Here is a 14,025-nt window from a genome sequence, read left to right on the forward strand (position 1 = left end):
TGTAAGCTTCGCGTTAATCCGCGTTCAGGAAAGCAGCGCCGATGCCGGGACCAAAGCCGCGAGGTCGACGACGAGGATCGGCTCGCCGTCACGCTCGACCAACCCGCGCGCCGCGTTCCGCCAATTCCCCTCCAGCGCGATGCCGCCGGCGAGCGGGCGCAGCTCGAACGGCTCGACATCCTCCAGCGTGTCGACCAGCATCGCGTAATGATGCCCGTCGATCGCGGTGATCACCGCGCGGCGGGCGAGCGTGCAGCCGTTCATCCCCAGCGCCGCCTCGGTATCGACCACGGTGACGACGCGGCTGCGCAGCGCCGCGAGCCCGCGCACCGCCTTCGCCGCGCGCGGCACCGCGGTAACCTCACCGATATCGACCACCGATTCGACCTGGTCCGAATCGATCGCGACGGTTCGGCCCGCCACTTCGGCAATCAGGTATAATTGCTGTGCCATCAGCACCCTCCCCGTGCGCCGACCCGCGCCTCCAGCGCGAAGAGCAGCCCCGCGCGGTCATAGCGGTAGACGCTGTCGTCGCCGGGCTCGGCCTGGCGCTTGCGGCGCAGGCGGACCACCGGCGCGGCAGGTGTCCCAGGATCGGCGGAGTCGGCGGCGAGCACCACTGCCGGGATCTCCCCTGGCGCGAGGCTCGCAGACACACGATAGCCTGCGGTCTCCAGAAGCGGCCGGACGAAGGTCGCCAGCCAGCCATCCTTGTCGCCGGCCAGCAGGCACAGGGGCGCGTCCTCCGCCGCGATGCGGTCGACATGCATGTCGAACACCCACAGCACGTCGAGCACCTCGATCTGCTCGCCCTCGACCAGCGCCACCCCCATCGCTGCGCCGGGCGAGCGTGCCGGGGCGATTTCGGCGGGCAGGGTCACGATCTCGATCGCCTCGTCGATCGCATAGGCGACTTCGGCGTCCTCGTCCTTCAGCCGCAGCACGCTCAGCCGCTCGCGGCCGTCGAGCGGCCCTTGCATCGCCAGCGGCACGATGCGACCGTCGATCGCGAGGCGGTGACTTCCCGCCGCCATCTGCACCTGCGCGGCCGAAACCTTCTCAACGCGATCGACCGCTGCCAGCGGCACCGCGCGGCGGACGCCGTCGAGATCGTCGAACAGCAAAGCCGGCAGCCCCGGCGCCGCCGCTTCCTCGATCACATCGCCGAACGCGGCGCTGAGGTCGCGGCTGAAGTCGAGGCCGCCCACCCGCGCCATCCCCGCGCTGTCGAGCAGCAGCATCGGCAGCCCGGAATCGGGCAAGGTCTGCCCGGCATAGATGCCGGTCGCCATCACCGCGGGCGAGGCGGGCTTGATCACCAGCTCTTCATTGTCGAGCACCTCGTCGACGGCGAGCGCATAGCTCCCTACCCCCGCCCCGACGATCACCAGCATCCGCGGCCCGTGGCGCTCGCGATCGGGGCAGAGTTCGAGCAGATGCCCGAGGTCGAGCAGCGGCATGCGACGGTCGCGCACCGTTGCGATCGGCGTGCCGCCCAGCTGGTCGATGCGGATCGCTTCGCCGCGCTCGCTGACGATCTCCTCGATCGACTGGCGGGGGATGGCGAAGCGCTGCTTGCCCGCGCCGACGATGATCGCCGAGATGATCGACAGCGTCAGCGGCACATGGATGGCAATGCGCAGGCCCTTGCCGGGCACGTTGTCCAGCTCCACCCGCCCGCCGATCTGGTCGATGCTCGCCTTGACCACGTCCATGCCGACCCCGCGGCCGCTGATCTCGGACACGATGTCCTTGCTCGACAGGCCGGGGTGGAACATCAGCTCGAGCTTGGCCGCATCGCTCAGCGCATGCAGGTCGCGCTCGCCGCGAATGCCGCTGGCCGCCAGCTTCTGGATCAGCCGCTCGACATTTACCCCGCGGCCGTCATCGGCGATCTCGATGATGATCTGGTTGCCCGATTGCCGCGCCGAGACGCACAGCCGGCCGACCTCGCGCTTGCCCGCGGCACGGCGCTCGGCCGGCGCCTCGATGCCATGGTCGATCGCGTTGCGGATGATGTGGACCAAGGGATCGCGCATCACCTCGATCATCTCGCGGTCGAGCTCGACGTCCGATCCCTCGACCTGCAGCGCCACCGACTTGCCGAGCCCCGCCGCGGTGTCGCGCACCATGCGTGGCAGCGGCGAGAACAGCGCGTCGATCTTCTGCATGCGGGTGCGCGTGACGGTGTCGCGCATCTCGCCGACGGTCAGCGACAGCCGCTCCAGCGCCGCCTCGACGGCCGGATCGATCTCGCCTGCTCGCAGCCGCCGGGCAAGCTCGTTGCGCGCCAGCACCATCTCGGACATGCCGCTCATCATCCGGTCGAGCAGGTCGACGCCCAGCCGCACGCTGCGCGACGGCGCCCGCTGCGCCACCGGCGAGGGCAGCACGATCTCGTCCGATCCTTCCGCCAGCGCCGCGATCAGCAATTCCTCGCCGCTGTCGTCCAGCGCCGCCCCGGCATCGATCGCCTCGACGATCTCGCCGATCCGGTCGACCACGGCGAGCACCGCATTGACCAGCGCCCGATCGGGCACGCGCGCGCCATCGCGCACCTGCGCCAGCACGTCCTCTGCGGCATGCGCCAGCCGCTCCAGCCGCGGCAGGTCGAGAAACCCGCAGCTGCCCTTCACGGTGTGGACGAAGCGAAAGATCGCATCGAGCCGCGCCCGGTCGTCGGGCTGCGACTCCCAGGCGACGATCTCGCCCGAAAGCGCCTCGAGCGTCTCGCGCGTCTCGGCGATGAAGTCCTGCAGCAGGTCGTCCATGGGGCCCCGGTGGAAATTTCCGCCTGCCACCATGGCGACCGAGGGTTAATTCCGGGTTATGGAACGGCGCGTTTCCCACACGCCGTTCCGCATCGGCTCACCATCCCAGCCGGCTGGCTGGCACTGCGACCTCGACGCCATCGACATAGACGCGCCCCTCCTGGATGTGCACCTTGCGGGGCTCCCCATCCGCGCGCCGGGCGAAGGTGCGGAAGGTGAAGAAGGGCTTTTCATTGGCGTCGGTAGTGATGGCGGCGAGCATCTCGGCGGCGAGGGCCTCGCCCAGCATCAGGCTGCGCGTATTGTCCGTCCGCCAATGCACCCCGCCCATCGACCGGCCCATCGCCACATTCTGGGCAAGCTTGTTGAGTTCGCCCTCGATCGTCAGCTTGGCAGCGTCGCCGCCGGTATATGCACGGCGATTGTCGACGCTCTCCAGGGGAGCGTGGATGCCGCCCTTCGGCGGTCCGTCCTCGTCGCCGGTACCGGTGGAATAGGCCACCCAGGGCTGGATCGCCTTCGACGGGCCATAGGGCACGTCGCGCTCGGTCAGCGTCGAGAAGGCCACCGGATGATCATTCCCGCGGGCATCCGTCATATAGGTCAAGAAATAGGCCTTGAGGACGGTGACGCAGGCGCCGGCGACCGTCGCATGGCCCGCCCCATAGGCGGGGTGCGTCGGGCTGCCCGCGGTAAAGGCGAGCGGCAGCAGCAGCGAATCTGCGTTCTTGTCCCGCACCGTTTTGGCGGCGTGCGTCTTCGCTACCCAATCGGGCAGCCCATAGTCACGGGTTTCCTCGCAGACGCCGATCGTCTGCACGTGCACCAGGCCGCCATAGGCTTCCGGCCGCAGCCGCAGATGCTGCTGCCATTTCTGCTGCCAAACCGTCTTCAGCGCCCGCGTCGCCACCTCGGAGACCAGCGCGAGCAGATGCGGCCCGCCCAGCACACCGAAGCCAGCTTCGCGACTGGGCAGGGTGGCCTGCACCAGCTTGTTGCCAAGATCGGCATATGGGTTGCCCAGCGACCATTTCGCGCCGCCGGAAAGCAGGATCAGCGCGGCGCTGAAATAGGCCTGGTGCAGCGCATCCTTGTTCACGAACCGGGCCAGATCGCGCATCGTCGCAATATAGCGGCGCTTGGTTCCGAAGAAGCTGCTGTCGAACTCATTGGACTGGCTGTAGCTCTGGCCGTGCCGATCCTTGCCGCTGTTCTGGGCCTGCAACCAGTCCTCGAAGTGGACCAGATAGTCGCGGCCCGCCGCATAGGGCAGCTCGCGCTGGTCGATCGTCTGGGTGCCATAGGGCGCCGGACGCAGGAAGAACTGGCTGACCAGCGGCCCATATTCATCGCCGGGCAAGCCGAGCCGGAACAGGGTCTGCGCCGAGAAGTCGTCGAACCCGCCGGACGATCCGGGGATATCCACCCCCAGCAGGAAATGGTCGCCATCGCCGTCGCCGTTCAGGATCGCACCCGCGGCAGAGACCGCGTTCGACGCCAGCGCCGCCTCGAACTTCGCGTTGATCTCCTTGCAGGCGGCTTCCACCGTTGCCGCCGCTGGCCAGCCCTTGGCGTGCGACGCCTTGGACCAGTCACCCAGATCGGCATCGCGCAGGATCGCCATCCAGTACAGCTCGGTCATTTCCGCAGCGGTGGTATTGCTATTCACCCGCGGCGCCGGCGGCATCGTGTAGAGCGTGGGCGCATGGACGAGCGCGTCGCGCGCCAGCCCGGCCTGGGGATTGGTGAAGGTCGCGGCGGGCCCGAATTTCTTTGCGTCCTTGTCCGGCACCAGTTCGCGCGGCGCGCCCTGCGGCACCTGCGCGAAGCCGCGACCATCGCCGCGCGTCGCGGCGACCAGCGCAGCGAACGCAGCCGGCTCGACCTCGCCGAACTGATTGTGCGGCAAGCTCTTGTGAAAGCTGCCGACGCCGTGGACCGCCTCGGGCGGTTGATCCTTTTGGGTGGTTATCTGCCAAATACGATTGGTATCGCCATTCGTGACGCTCATCCTGGCCTCCTCGCGCTCGAACTTGGGAAAGTTCACTAACAAGCACTGGCGACCACGCCCGAATTGCCATCCGGGTCGATTGGATTCCCGGGAAGTCTGCACATCCACGGTGCAAAGTAATTCCCGGCGGAACGATGTTGGCCTGAGCCAGAGCAGCCAACAGAAGCCGCCCGTGAACCCAGCGTAACGCGGGCGAGCCAAATAGGCCCGCGCGACTCGTCTATCCGAATGCGATGCTATGTATCGCGGGACGGCGGCATACTCAACTCGTCCGCGCATCGTACGCCGTGGCGGCGGACCCCGCTCAGGCTACGGGAAACGATGCCCCGAACAGCAACACTTCGGACTCGGGCGGGCTCACCTGAAGCGCGCCGCCATGCTGCACGACCAGCTCATGCGCCAGGAACGCCGCCGCCGCACGCGGGGTGATCGGCACTTCCTCGCGTCCGCCGGCGAGCGCGCCGCGCAGTTCGGGGTCGAGCACGATGCGCGGGCCGTCCGCGCGGATCACGATCTCGATCGCGCCGTCGGTGGTCTCGGCACCGATATCGAGCTGGCCGCCGCGGACCAGCGCGTCGCCGCCGATCAGCGCCAGGTTGAGCAGCACCTTGATCGCCTGCTTGGCCATCACCGGCTCCTCGACCATCCAGCCGATCTTCACCCGGTGATTGTCGCCGAACAGCCCTTCGAGCGCGGCCTGCGCCTCGCGCGTGTCCACCGTCTCGCCGAATCCGCCGGCCGCGCCGAACGCGAGGCGGAAGAACTTCAGCTTGTTGGCGCTCGCCCGCGCGCTCTCCGCCAGCAGCTCCAGGCAGCGGGCGCGCATCTCCGGATCATGTTCGTCGGCAAGCAGTTCCAGACCGTTGTTGAGCGCACCCACGGGGCTCAGCAAGTCGTGGCACAGGCGCGAACAAAGCAGACTCGCGAATTCGGTAGGGCTGATATTCAAGTTCTGAGGCTCCAGCTGTGAATCCCCTTTGGCGCAGCGCGTGGGAAGCTGCAAGCATCGTGGCAGCATCCTCGCGTGATCGGTGGCGCAGGTTGGACGAACCGGGATTGCGCGCGGCGGCCACGATAAAACGCGCCGTCTAGCTGCGCTTGCTGGTGGGGTAGAAAAGCAATCGGGGGGCGGAAAGCCCCTTTATACTTCGCGCGGGCGGCCCGGCGGGCGCGGAGGCGTCCCGCCGGGCCGTGCCTCAAACTCTGCGGCCGGTGAAGAGCTGGATCAGGCCGATCACGAGCGCGATCACGAGCAGGATGTGGATGATCCCGCCGGCGATGTGGAACGAGAAGCCCAGCAACCACAGGATGACCAGAATTACGACGAGCGTCCAAAGCATGATATCTCTCCCTGAAATCGGTCCGGTTAACGTGAGGAGGGGCAGGATCGTTCCGGCTGCGCGCGGCAAGGGCAGACTTTTCAGACGCTTCGGTCTGGTCTAGCGCCGAACGCTTACCCTTGCAGGAGCGCGCACCATGCCCCGACAGCTGACGATCGACTTCGTTTCCGACGTGGTCTGTCCCTGGTGCGTGATCGGCCTGAAGGGGCTGGAGGAAGCGCTGGCCCGCGCGAGCGACGCCGTGACGGCCGAGATCCGCTTCCACCCCTTCGAGCTCAACCCGGCGATGGCGCCCGAGGGCGAGAACATCGTCGAGCATATCGGCCGCAAATATGGCGCGACGCCCGAACAGTCCGCCGGCACCCGCGCGATGATCCGCGAGCGCGCGGCCGCGCTCGACTTCACCATGGCGATGGGCGACGATTCCCGCATCTACAACACCTTCGACGCGCACCGGCTGCTCCACTGGGCCGGGCTGGTCGGTGACCAGCGGGCGCTGAAGATGGCGCTGTTCACCGCCTATTTCACCGAGGGCAAGAACCCCGGCGACCGAGCCGTACTGCTCGCCGCTGCCGAACAGGCCGGGCTCGATGCCGCCGAGGCGGCGCGCGTGCTCGACGAGGGCCGCTATGCCGAGGAGGTGCGCGCCGAGGAAGCACTGTGGCAGTCGCGCGGTATCCAGTCGGTGCCCGCCATCGTGATCGACCAGCGCTATCTGATCTCGGGCGGCCAGCCGCCGGAGGCCTTCGAACAGGCGCTGCGCCAGATCGCCGCCGAACCGGCTAGCCTGTAACTTCAATTTTGTTACGGAATCGAATTGTTCCCAGCGAAAATCGCATGCTAGCGAGCGCAACCTAGATTCGAGGATCGAGAACGGTGCTTCAGGCGGCAACAACGGATCCGGAGGCGCTGCCTCCGCACTGGATCGAGATCGCGGAGCACCCGGCCTTCGGCACGGCCGCGCGGCGCTTCGCCGCCAACATCCTGGCGGTCGCGGACGCCGATCGCACGCTCGCCGCGGTGTTCAAGGATGCCGGCCATTACATCACGGCGATGTCGGCGGCCTATCTCGACACCCGCGGCGGCCTCACGCTCACCCTGCTCCGCCAGATCTGCGCCGCCACCGGGCTGCTGACCGCCAACCGCGCCGCCGCGCTGATCGACTTCATGCGGCATATCGGCGTGCTCGCACCTGCCGACGATGGCGGCTATCGGACTACGGAGGCGTTCCAGCGCGCCTGGTGCAGGCACATCCAGGCAGCGCTGGAGCCCGCCGCGATGCTAGATCCTGCCCTGGCGACCCTGTCACAGATGCTGGAAGACCCCGCCCGGTACCAGCATTTCCTCAGCGTCCAGGCGAGCCGGCTCTATGCGCTCGCAAGCGGTCCCGACCCCTTCCCCAGCCTGCGCGCCTCGTTCCTGCACCCGCTGGCGGGCTGCGCCATTCTCCACACGCTGGCGCTCGCCTGCACCGATGAGCGATTCACGCCGACCGATGGCGCGAGCGTCCCGCTCGTCGAGCTGGCCCGGCGCTTCGGCGTCTCGCAGCCGCATGTCCGCCGCCTGCTCAAGCGTGCCGAGGCGAACCGTTTCCTGCTGCATGTCGGCCCCAGCCGGCGCGCCTTCCACCCCGAGGGCTTCCCGACGATCCGCTATCATTATGCCGCGCATCTCAGCGAGATGATCCAGTGCGGGCGGCTGGTGCTGGCGGGGATGGCGGCGGAGGAAAGCGTGCCGGCACTGGCGTAGCTTATCCTCCCCCGCCAGGGGGAGGTGGCGCCGAAGGCGACGGAGGGGGAGGATGCCAGAACCTCTCGGGCCGTCGTGCTTCCTCCCCCTCCGTCAGGCCTGCGGCCTGCCACCTCCCCCTTGCGGGGGAGGATATGGCCCTTCCGGACCTAGACGAGGATCAGCGGCGCTTCCGCGAACCTGTCCCACAGGCCCGCATCCCCCGCGCGCCAGCAGGTGACGTCCTCTCCGCCCAGGATCACCCACAGCTTGCCGTCCGGCGCGGCCATCGCCGCGTCGGTGCGCGACGGGCTCGCATCGCCGCTCGGGTGCGAATGCCAATAGCCGAGCAGTGCTGGCCCGCCTGCCCGCTCCGCCCGCAGTGCGGCGAATAGCGCGGCAGGGTCGATCTCGAACCGGATCTCCGGCGTATCGGAAACGTTTGCACACTCGGTGAACTGCTCGATTCTCTCCCCTGCCCCCAGCAGCAGCCCGCACGCCTCCCGCGGCACCGCGGCCGCCGAAGCTTTTTTCATACCGGCCAGTATAGATCTTGAAATCGTAACGCCCATGCCCATTTCCGGTAAAACATGAATCAGGGGGTTTCCATCTTAGAAGCGCGGATCGCGGATGCGGCGCATGGCTGGCGGCTCGACCGTGCCTTGACCGATGCGCTGCCGACGCTGTCGCGTGAACGCGTGAAGGCGCTGATCTCCTCCGGCGCGGTCACCGGCCCGGACGGCGCGCTGGCGCGCGATCCGGCCCGCAAGGCGACCGGCGGCGCGGTGTTCCAGGTCGTCGTGCCCGATCCCACGCCTGCGCACAACGAAGCGCAGGACATTCCGCTCAACGTGGTGTTCGAAGACGAGCATCTGATCGTGATCGACAAGCCGGCAGGCCTCGTCGTCCATCCGGCCGCAGGCAATCTCGACGGCACGCTGGTCAACGCGCTGCTCCACCACTGTGCCGGCCAGCTCTCGGGCATCGGCGGAGTCGCGCGGCCCGGAATCGTCCACCGGATCGACAAGGATACCTCGGGCCTGATGGTCGCGGCCAAGACCGATCGCGCGCATGTCGGGCTCGCCGCGCAGTTCAAGGCGCACAGCATCGATCGGCGCTACCAGGCGATCGCCAGCGGCCGGGTGCTCGCCGCCTCGGGCACGGTGAATGCACCGCTCGCCCGTTCGCCAAGCAATCGCAAGAAGATAGCAGTCTGCGCGCCCGGTCATGGCAAGCATGCGATTACCCATTGGACCCGGCTGAACCAACTGCGCGACGCGACGTTGATCGAATGCCGGCTAGAAACCGGACGTACCCACCAGGTACGCGTGCACATGGCGTCGATCGGCCACCCGCTGGTGGGTGATCCTCTATATGGAAGTATGCGTTCCACCCACCGCGGACTTCTGGCAACCTTGGGTTTCCAGCGCCAGGCCTTGCATGCGGCACGTCTCGGGTTCATCCACCCGATCAAAAGTAACGCTTTGGCGTTCGATAGCGTAATACCTGCAGACATGCAGGAACTGTTCAACCAGCTTCTCGTATGAGTGTTGGGCGCCCGAGTCCCCTTGTTCGGACCGGCACCCGTTGGAAAGGGAGAAACGATCATGGCTAGCGGCAGCAACGTCCCCGCGACGATTCCGGCGCTTGGCGGCGAAGCGAGCCTCAATCGCTACCTGGCCGAGATCAAGAAATTTCCGATCCTGAGCCCCGAGCAGGAATATATGCTCGCCAAGCGCTTCCAGGAGCATGGCGACACCGATGCGGCGGCCCAGTTGGTCACCTCGCACCTCCGCCTCGTGGCGAAGATCGCGATGGGCTATCGCGGCTATGGCCTGCCGGTCTCGGAGCTGATCTCCGAGGGCAATATCGGCCTGATGCAGGGCGTGAAGAAGTTCGAGCCCGATCGCGGCTTTCGCCTCGCCACCTATGCAATGTGGTGGATCCGCGCCTCGATCCAGGAATTCATCCTGCGCAGCTGGTCGCTGGTGAAGATGGGCACCACCGCGGCGCAGAAGAAGCTGTTCTTCAACCTGCGCCGGATGAAGGCCAAGCTCGACGCGTTCGAGGATGGCGACCTGTCCCCGGAGAACCTCGCCAAGATCGCCACCGATCTGGGCGTGACCGAGGAAGAGGTCACCTCGATGAACCGCCGCATGGCGATGGGCGGGGATACCTCGCTCAACGTGCCGATGCGCGAGGATGGCGAGAGCCAGTGGCAGGATTGGCTGGCCGACGAAGGCCCGCTGCAGGACGAGTCGGTTGCCGACGCGCAGGAAGCGGACGTCCGCCACGACATGCTCGTCTCGGCGATGGAAGACCTGAACGAGCGCGAGAAGCACATCCTCACCGAGCGTCGCCTGACCGACGACCCCAAGACGCTCGAGGAGCTGAGCCAGGTCTATGGCGTGTCGCGCGAGCGCGTCCGCCAGATCGAGGTGCGTGCGTTCGAGAAGCTGCAGAAGGCGATGATGCGCCTGGCAGGCGACCGCCGCCTGCTCGCCACCCACTGATCCGGACGGCGGTTCCTGCCAGGTGATTGCAGGAACCGCCCCGGCTGGGGCATGGCGGGTGTGTGAGCAAGAATCGCGCCCGTCCCTCCTCCCCCCGCCGTTCCTCGGCCAAGCCCCGCAAACCCTGGTGGCGCCGGCTGATCGTGCTGGGATTCCAACTCGTTCTCGGCTTCGTGCTGCTGTCGCTGCTGATGGTGACGGTCTATCGCTTCGTGCCGCCCCCGATCACCTGGACGATGATCGGCGATGTGTTCGGGGGGCACGGCGCCACCAAGGACTGGATGCCGCTCCGCCAGATCGACCCGAGCATGGCCCGCGCGGTGATCGCCGCCGAGGACGCCCGCTTCTGCCAGCATAACGGCTTCGACTTCGCGGCGATCGAGAAGGCCTATCAGCGCAACGCGCAGGGCAATCACAAGATTCGCGGCGGCTCGACGATCAGCCAGCAGACCGCCAAGAACGTGTTCCTGTGGCAGGGCGGCGGCTATTTCCGGAAGGGCCTCGAGGCCTATTTCACGGTGCTGATCGAGAATATCTGGGGCAAAAGGCGGATCATGGAGGTGTACCTCAACGTCGCCGAGACCGGGATCGGTACCTACGGCGTCAACGCCGGCGCGATGCGCTATTTCCGCCACGACGCGTCGCAGCTCTCGGACCGCGAGGCCGCGCTGATCGCCGCGGTGCTGCCGCTGCCCAAGAAGCGCGCGGCGATCGACCCGCGCGGGTTCACCCGGCGCTATGGCAACAAGATCAATGCGCGGATCAACGTGGTGGCAGGGAACGGGCTGGATCGCTGTTTGAAGTGAATGCCGGGCTGATCACCCTCACCCTTCCGCCGCTTCGCGGCTCCCTCCCTCTCCCAAAGGGAGAGGGACTGTAACACCTCTCCCTTTGGGAGAGGGAGGGGCCCATCGCGCAGCGATGGGAGGGTGAGGGTGACGCGCTCGTTACTTCGCCGCATCCTTCGCAGCGTCGCCGACATCCTTCGCGGCATCGCCGACGCTGCTCGCAGCACTCGTCACGGCGTTGGTCTTCGCGTTCTCGCGGGCATTCTGGTTGAACAAGTAGAAGGCGCCGATCACCACCGCGATCAGCACCGCGAGGCCGATCAGCGCCATGCCGGCTCCGCCGCCGCTGCGGCGCTCGATCACCGTGGTGTGCGTCGCGCGGTCGGTCGCCACGCCGTCTTCAACGATACGGTCCGCCATGTCGTCTCTCCTCGATTGTGTCTGGCGACAGCAACCGAGGGGACGACGCTAGGTTCCCGTAAGACCTTGTCTCAGAACGGGAGCTTGAAGCCCGGCGGCAGCGGCAGGCCGCTGGTCATCTTGCTCATCGCTTCCGACGAGGCGGCATCGGCCTTGACCCGCGCATCGTTGAACGCGGCAACCAGCAGGTCCTCCAGCATCGTCTTTTCGGCGACGTTCACGAGCGAATCGTCGATCGCGATGCCGATGATCCGGCCCTTGGCGCTGGCCGTCACCTTGACGAGCCCGCCGCCCGAAACGCCTTCGACCTCGACCGTGTCGAGATTGGCCTGCGCCTTGGTGAGTTCGGCCTGGACGTTCTGCGCCATGGCCATGATTTCTTCGAGACTCTTCATCCGTCACTCCCGGTCTTGGTCCAGCCGATCAACTCGGCATCTGGAAAAGCGGCAATCGCGGCGGCGACGATCGGCGAGGCGAGCACCGCTTCGCGCTCCGCCGTTTCCTTCGCCGCCTGTTCTTCGCGCAGCGTCATCGCGGTGGCGCCGTCGACAAGGGTAATCTTCCAGTGCACGCCGGTGCTGTCCTTGAGCGCCCCGCCCAGTTCGCGCACGAAATCCTGCGGCAGCGGCCGCGCCGCGCCGAAATCGATCTCGCTGCCCTCGAACCGCACCGGCCGCATGTAATCGCGCACGAACATCGCGAGCTGGAGGCGGCGATGCTCCTCGAGGTGCTCGGCGAGTTCGGTGAGGTTGGTCGGCAGCACCGGCCCGCTTTCCTGCACGGTCGCCGGCGCAGGCGCGGTGGGCGCCGCAGTCGCTGCGGCCGGCGCACCGGCGGGCACCGCGATGCTGCCGCTGAGGATCTGCTTGGCCAGTTCGCCCGGATCGGGGAGCTGCGCCGCGTGGATCACCCGCAGCAGCGCCATCTCGGTCGCCTCGATCGGCAGCGCCGCCTTGGCGACTTCGTCATGCCCGCGCAGCAGCAGCTGCCACAGCCGGTGGAGTGCCGGGAAGGACAGACGGCTCGCCCAGCCCTCCACCGCCTCGCGCTCCTCGGTCGACTGGCCGGAGAGGCGGTGGGTGCCGAGCTTGACCAGCGTCACGCCGTGCACCGTCTCCAGCAGCGCGCGCAGCACCGCCAGCGGATCGACGCCCAGGTCATATTGCGCGCGCAGACCGGCAAGCGCTTGCTGCGCCTGGCCTTCGACCAGCGTACCGAACAGCGCCCGGTTCGCGCCGCGATCGGACAGGCCCAGCATCTGGCGCACGGCTTCCGCCTTCACGCCCTCGCCTTCCAGCCCCGCATGCGCGATCGCCTGGTCGAGGATCGACAGCCCGTCGCGCGCCGAACCTTCCGCCGCACGCGCGACCAGCGCCAGCGCCTCCGGCTCCGCCTCGACCTGCTCGGCCTCGCACACGCGCGCGAAATGCTCGGCGAGCAGCTCGGCGGGGATGCGGCGCAGGTCGAAGCGCTGGCAGCGCGACAGCACCGTCACCGGCACCTTGTTCACCTCGGTGGTGGCGAACAGGAACTTCACATGCCCCGGCGGTTCCTCCAGCGTCTTCAGCAGCGCGTTGAACGCGTTCTTCGACAGCATGTGGACTTCGTCGATGATGTAGATCTTGTAGCGCGCCGAAACCGCCGCGTAGCGCGACGCCTCGATGATCTCGCGCACGTCGTCGACGCCCGTATGGCTGGCGGCGTCCATCTCGATCACGTCGATATGGCGCCCTTCCGCGATCGCGCGGCAGGGTTCGCAGACACCGCAGGGATCGATCGTCGGGCCGCCCTGCCCGTCCGGGCCGATGCAGTTGAGCGCCTTGGCGATCAGCCGGGCGGTGGAGGTCTTGCCCACCCCGCGCACCCCGGTCAGCAGGAAGGCGTGCGCCAGCCGATCCCTGCGGATCGCATTGCCGAGCGTGGTGACCATCGCATCCTGCCCGATCAGCGCGCTGAACGTCTGCGGCCGATATTTGCGGGCGAGCACGCGATACGCTTCGCCGCGCGCGGGCTGCGGGGGTTCGTCGAGGCCAAGCAGGGAATCGGACATCACGACCCTATCTAGGGACCCGCGCTCGATTTGTCGAAGCGCCAGGCACGATGGGTTGTGGATAGCGATGTAGGTGATGGGTGGGAGCCGGAACGACCCGGGACGAAATCGTTACGGCTGCTTCCTTCCGGACCTGACCGGGTTGGCGACGATCCCGTCCGCCCGACTCCCGCGGCGCATATGGGGGAAGCGCGCGCGGGTGGCAAGGGCGCAAATTGCGACCGCATGCTCGGCCAGACCGTCAGCCGCTGCGGGCGATCAACCGCCACAGGATGATCCCGAGCGCGAGAAGCAGCGCCGTCGCGGCGATCACGGCCGCGGTACGCGCGCCAAATCCAGTCTGATGCGGGTCGAAACGATCGAGTCGCATGGGTCTGCCTCCTAGTCGAGGCGAAGACTGCGCA

General features: G+C 67.4%; 15 protein-coding genes and 1 other RNA gene. 5 read left to right on the top strand and 11 right to left on the bottom strand.

All coding sequences use genetic code 11. The features are described from left to right. Nucleotides 1-24 precede the first annotated feature (24 nt). The 5 genes from BM009_RS15280 to BM009_RS22300 all read right to left on the bottom strand — a co-directional run bounded on the left by BM009_RS15280 (nt 25) and on the right by BM009_RS22300 (nt 6,122). Nucleotides 25-453, bottom strand: a complete 429-nt coding sequence (locus tag BM009_RS15280) for a chemotaxis protein CheW (protein ID WP_093297825.1) — start codon at nt 451-453, stop codon at nt 25-27. After that, nucleotides 453-2,771, bottom strand: a complete 2,319-nt coding sequence (locus tag BM009_RS15285) for a chemotaxis protein CheA (RefSeq protein WP_093297525.1) — start codon at nt 2,769-2,771, stop codon at nt 453-455. Before BM009_RS15285 ends, BM009_RS15280 begins: the two co-directional genes overlap by 1 nt. A gap of 97 nt (nt 2,772-2,868) precedes the next feature. Then, nucleotides 2,869-4,782 carry a phosphatase PAP2 family protein gene (locus BM009_RS15290; RefSeq protein WP_139216640.1) on the bottom strand — a complete coding sequence of 638 codons (1,914 nt, stop codon included), beginning with the start codon at nt 4,780-4,782 and terminating at the stop codon, nt 2,869-2,871. A 304-nt stretch (nt 4,783-5,086) separates the two neighbouring features. After that, nucleotides 5,087-5,731: a histidine phosphotransferase family protein gene (locus tag BM009_RS15295; RefSeq protein ID WP_093297528.1), complete on the bottom strand. Its 645-nt coding sequence runs from the start codon at nt 5,729-5,731 to the stop codon at nt 5,087-5,089. A 247-nt stretch (nt 5,732-5,978) separates the two neighbouring features. Further along, on the bottom strand, nt 5,979-6,122 hold the full coding sequence (locus BM009_RS22300) for a lmo0937 family membrane protein (protein ID WP_121078233.1): 144 nt from the start codon (nt 6,120-6,122) through the stop codon (nt 5,979-5,981). Nucleotides 6,123-6,258: 136 nt separating this feature from the next. Between BM009_RS22300 and BM009_RS15300 the strand changes: the two genes are divergently transcribed. Together BM009_RS15300 and BM009_RS15305 are read left to right on the top strand one after the other, a co-directional pair. Next, nucleotides 6,259-6,915 carry a DsbA family oxidoreductase gene (locus tag BM009_RS15300; RefSeq protein ID WP_093297529.1) on the top strand — a complete coding sequence of 219 codons (657 nt, stop codon included), beginning with the start codon at nt 6,259-6,261 and terminating at the stop codon, nt 6,913-6,915. Nucleotides 6,916-6,998: 83 nt separating this feature from the next. After that, the gene (locus BM009_RS15305) at nt 6,999-7,871 is read left to right on the top strand and encodes a hypothetical protein (RefSeq protein ID WP_093297531.1); all 873 of its coding nucleotides are present in this window, start codon (nt 6,999-7,001) and stop codon (nt 7,869-7,871) included. Between the two features lie 149 nt (nt 7,872-8,020). Here BM009_RS15305 and BM009_RS15310 read toward each other — a convergent pair whose 3' ends face one another. Then, the gene (locus tag BM009_RS15310) at nt 8,021-8,386 is read right to left on the bottom strand and encodes a M67 family metallopeptidase (RefSeq protein ID WP_093297532.1); all 366 of its coding nucleotides are present in this window, start codon (nt 8,384-8,386) and stop codon (nt 8,021-8,023) included. Between the two features lie 54 nt (nt 8,387-8,440). Between BM009_RS15310 and BM009_RS15315 the strand changes: the two genes are divergently transcribed. The 3 genes from BM009_RS15315 to mtgA all read left to right on the top strand — a co-directional run bounded on the left by BM009_RS15315 (nt 8,441) and on the right by mtgA (nt 11,169). After that, nucleotides 8,441-9,397, top strand: coding sequence for an RluA family pseudouridine synthase (locus BM009_RS15315; RefSeq protein WP_093297533.1), 957 nt, complete (start codon nt 8,441-8,443; stop codon nt 9,395-9,397). A gap of 60 nt (nt 9,398-9,457) precedes the next feature. Beyond that, nucleotides 9,458-10,363, top strand: coding sequence for an RNA polymerase sigma factor RpoH (rpoH, locus tag BM009_RS15320; RefSeq protein ID WP_093297535.1), 906 nt, complete (start codon nt 9,458-9,460; stop codon nt 10,361-10,363). A gap of 137 nt (nt 10,364-10,500) precedes the next feature. After that, complete coding sequence (gene mtgA, locus BM009_RS15325) at nt 10,501-11,169, top strand: monofunctional biosynthetic peptidoglycan transglycosylase (RefSeq protein ID WP_217644213.1); 669 nt, start codon at nt 10,501-10,503, stop codon at nt 11,167-11,169. Between the two features lie 141 nt (nt 11,170-11,310). Here mtgA and BM009_RS15330 read toward each other — a convergent pair whose 3' ends face one another. The 5 genes from BM009_RS15330 to BM009_RS23165 all read right to left on the bottom strand — a co-directional run bounded on the left by BM009_RS15330 (nt 11,311) and on the right by BM009_RS23165 (nt 13,991). After that, nucleotides 11,311-11,571 (bottom strand): hypothetical protein, encoded by a 261-nt coding sequence (locus BM009_RS15330; protein WP_093297538.1) that lies wholly within the window; start codon nt 11,569-11,571, stop codon nt 11,311-11,313. A 71-nt stretch (nt 11,572-11,642) separates the two neighbouring features. Then, on the bottom strand, nt 11,643-11,966 hold the full coding sequence (locus BM009_RS15335) for a YbaB/EbfC family nucleoid-associated protein (RefSeq protein ID WP_093297540.1): 324 nt from the start codon (nt 11,964-11,966) through the stop codon (nt 11,643-11,645). Then, nucleotides 11,963-13,621, bottom strand: coding sequence for a DNA polymerase III subunit gamma/tau (locus BM009_RS15340; protein WP_093297541.1), 1,659 nt, complete (start codon nt 13,619-13,621; stop codon nt 11,963-11,965). Before BM009_RS15340 ends, BM009_RS15335 begins: the two co-directional genes overlap by 4 nt. Nucleotides 13,622-13,697: 76 nt before the next feature. Then, nucleotides 13,698-13,795: signal recognition particle sRNA small type (gene ffs / locus BM009_RS15345), an RNA gene on the bottom strand. A gap of 67 nt (nt 13,796-13,862) precedes the next feature. Next, the gene (locus tag BM009_RS23165) at nt 13,863-13,991 is read right to left on the bottom strand and encodes a hypothetical protein (RefSeq protein WP_302847367.1); all 129 of its coding nucleotides are present in this window, start codon (nt 13,989-13,991) and stop codon (nt 13,863-13,865) included. Nucleotides 13,992-14,025: the final 34 nt, after the last annotated feature.

Origin of the sequence: Sphingomonas sp. NFR04, from assembly GCF_900114095.1 — a bacterium.
Classification (GTDB): Bacteria; Pseudomonadota; Alphaproteobacteria; order Sphingomonadales; family Sphingomonadaceae; genus Sphingomonas.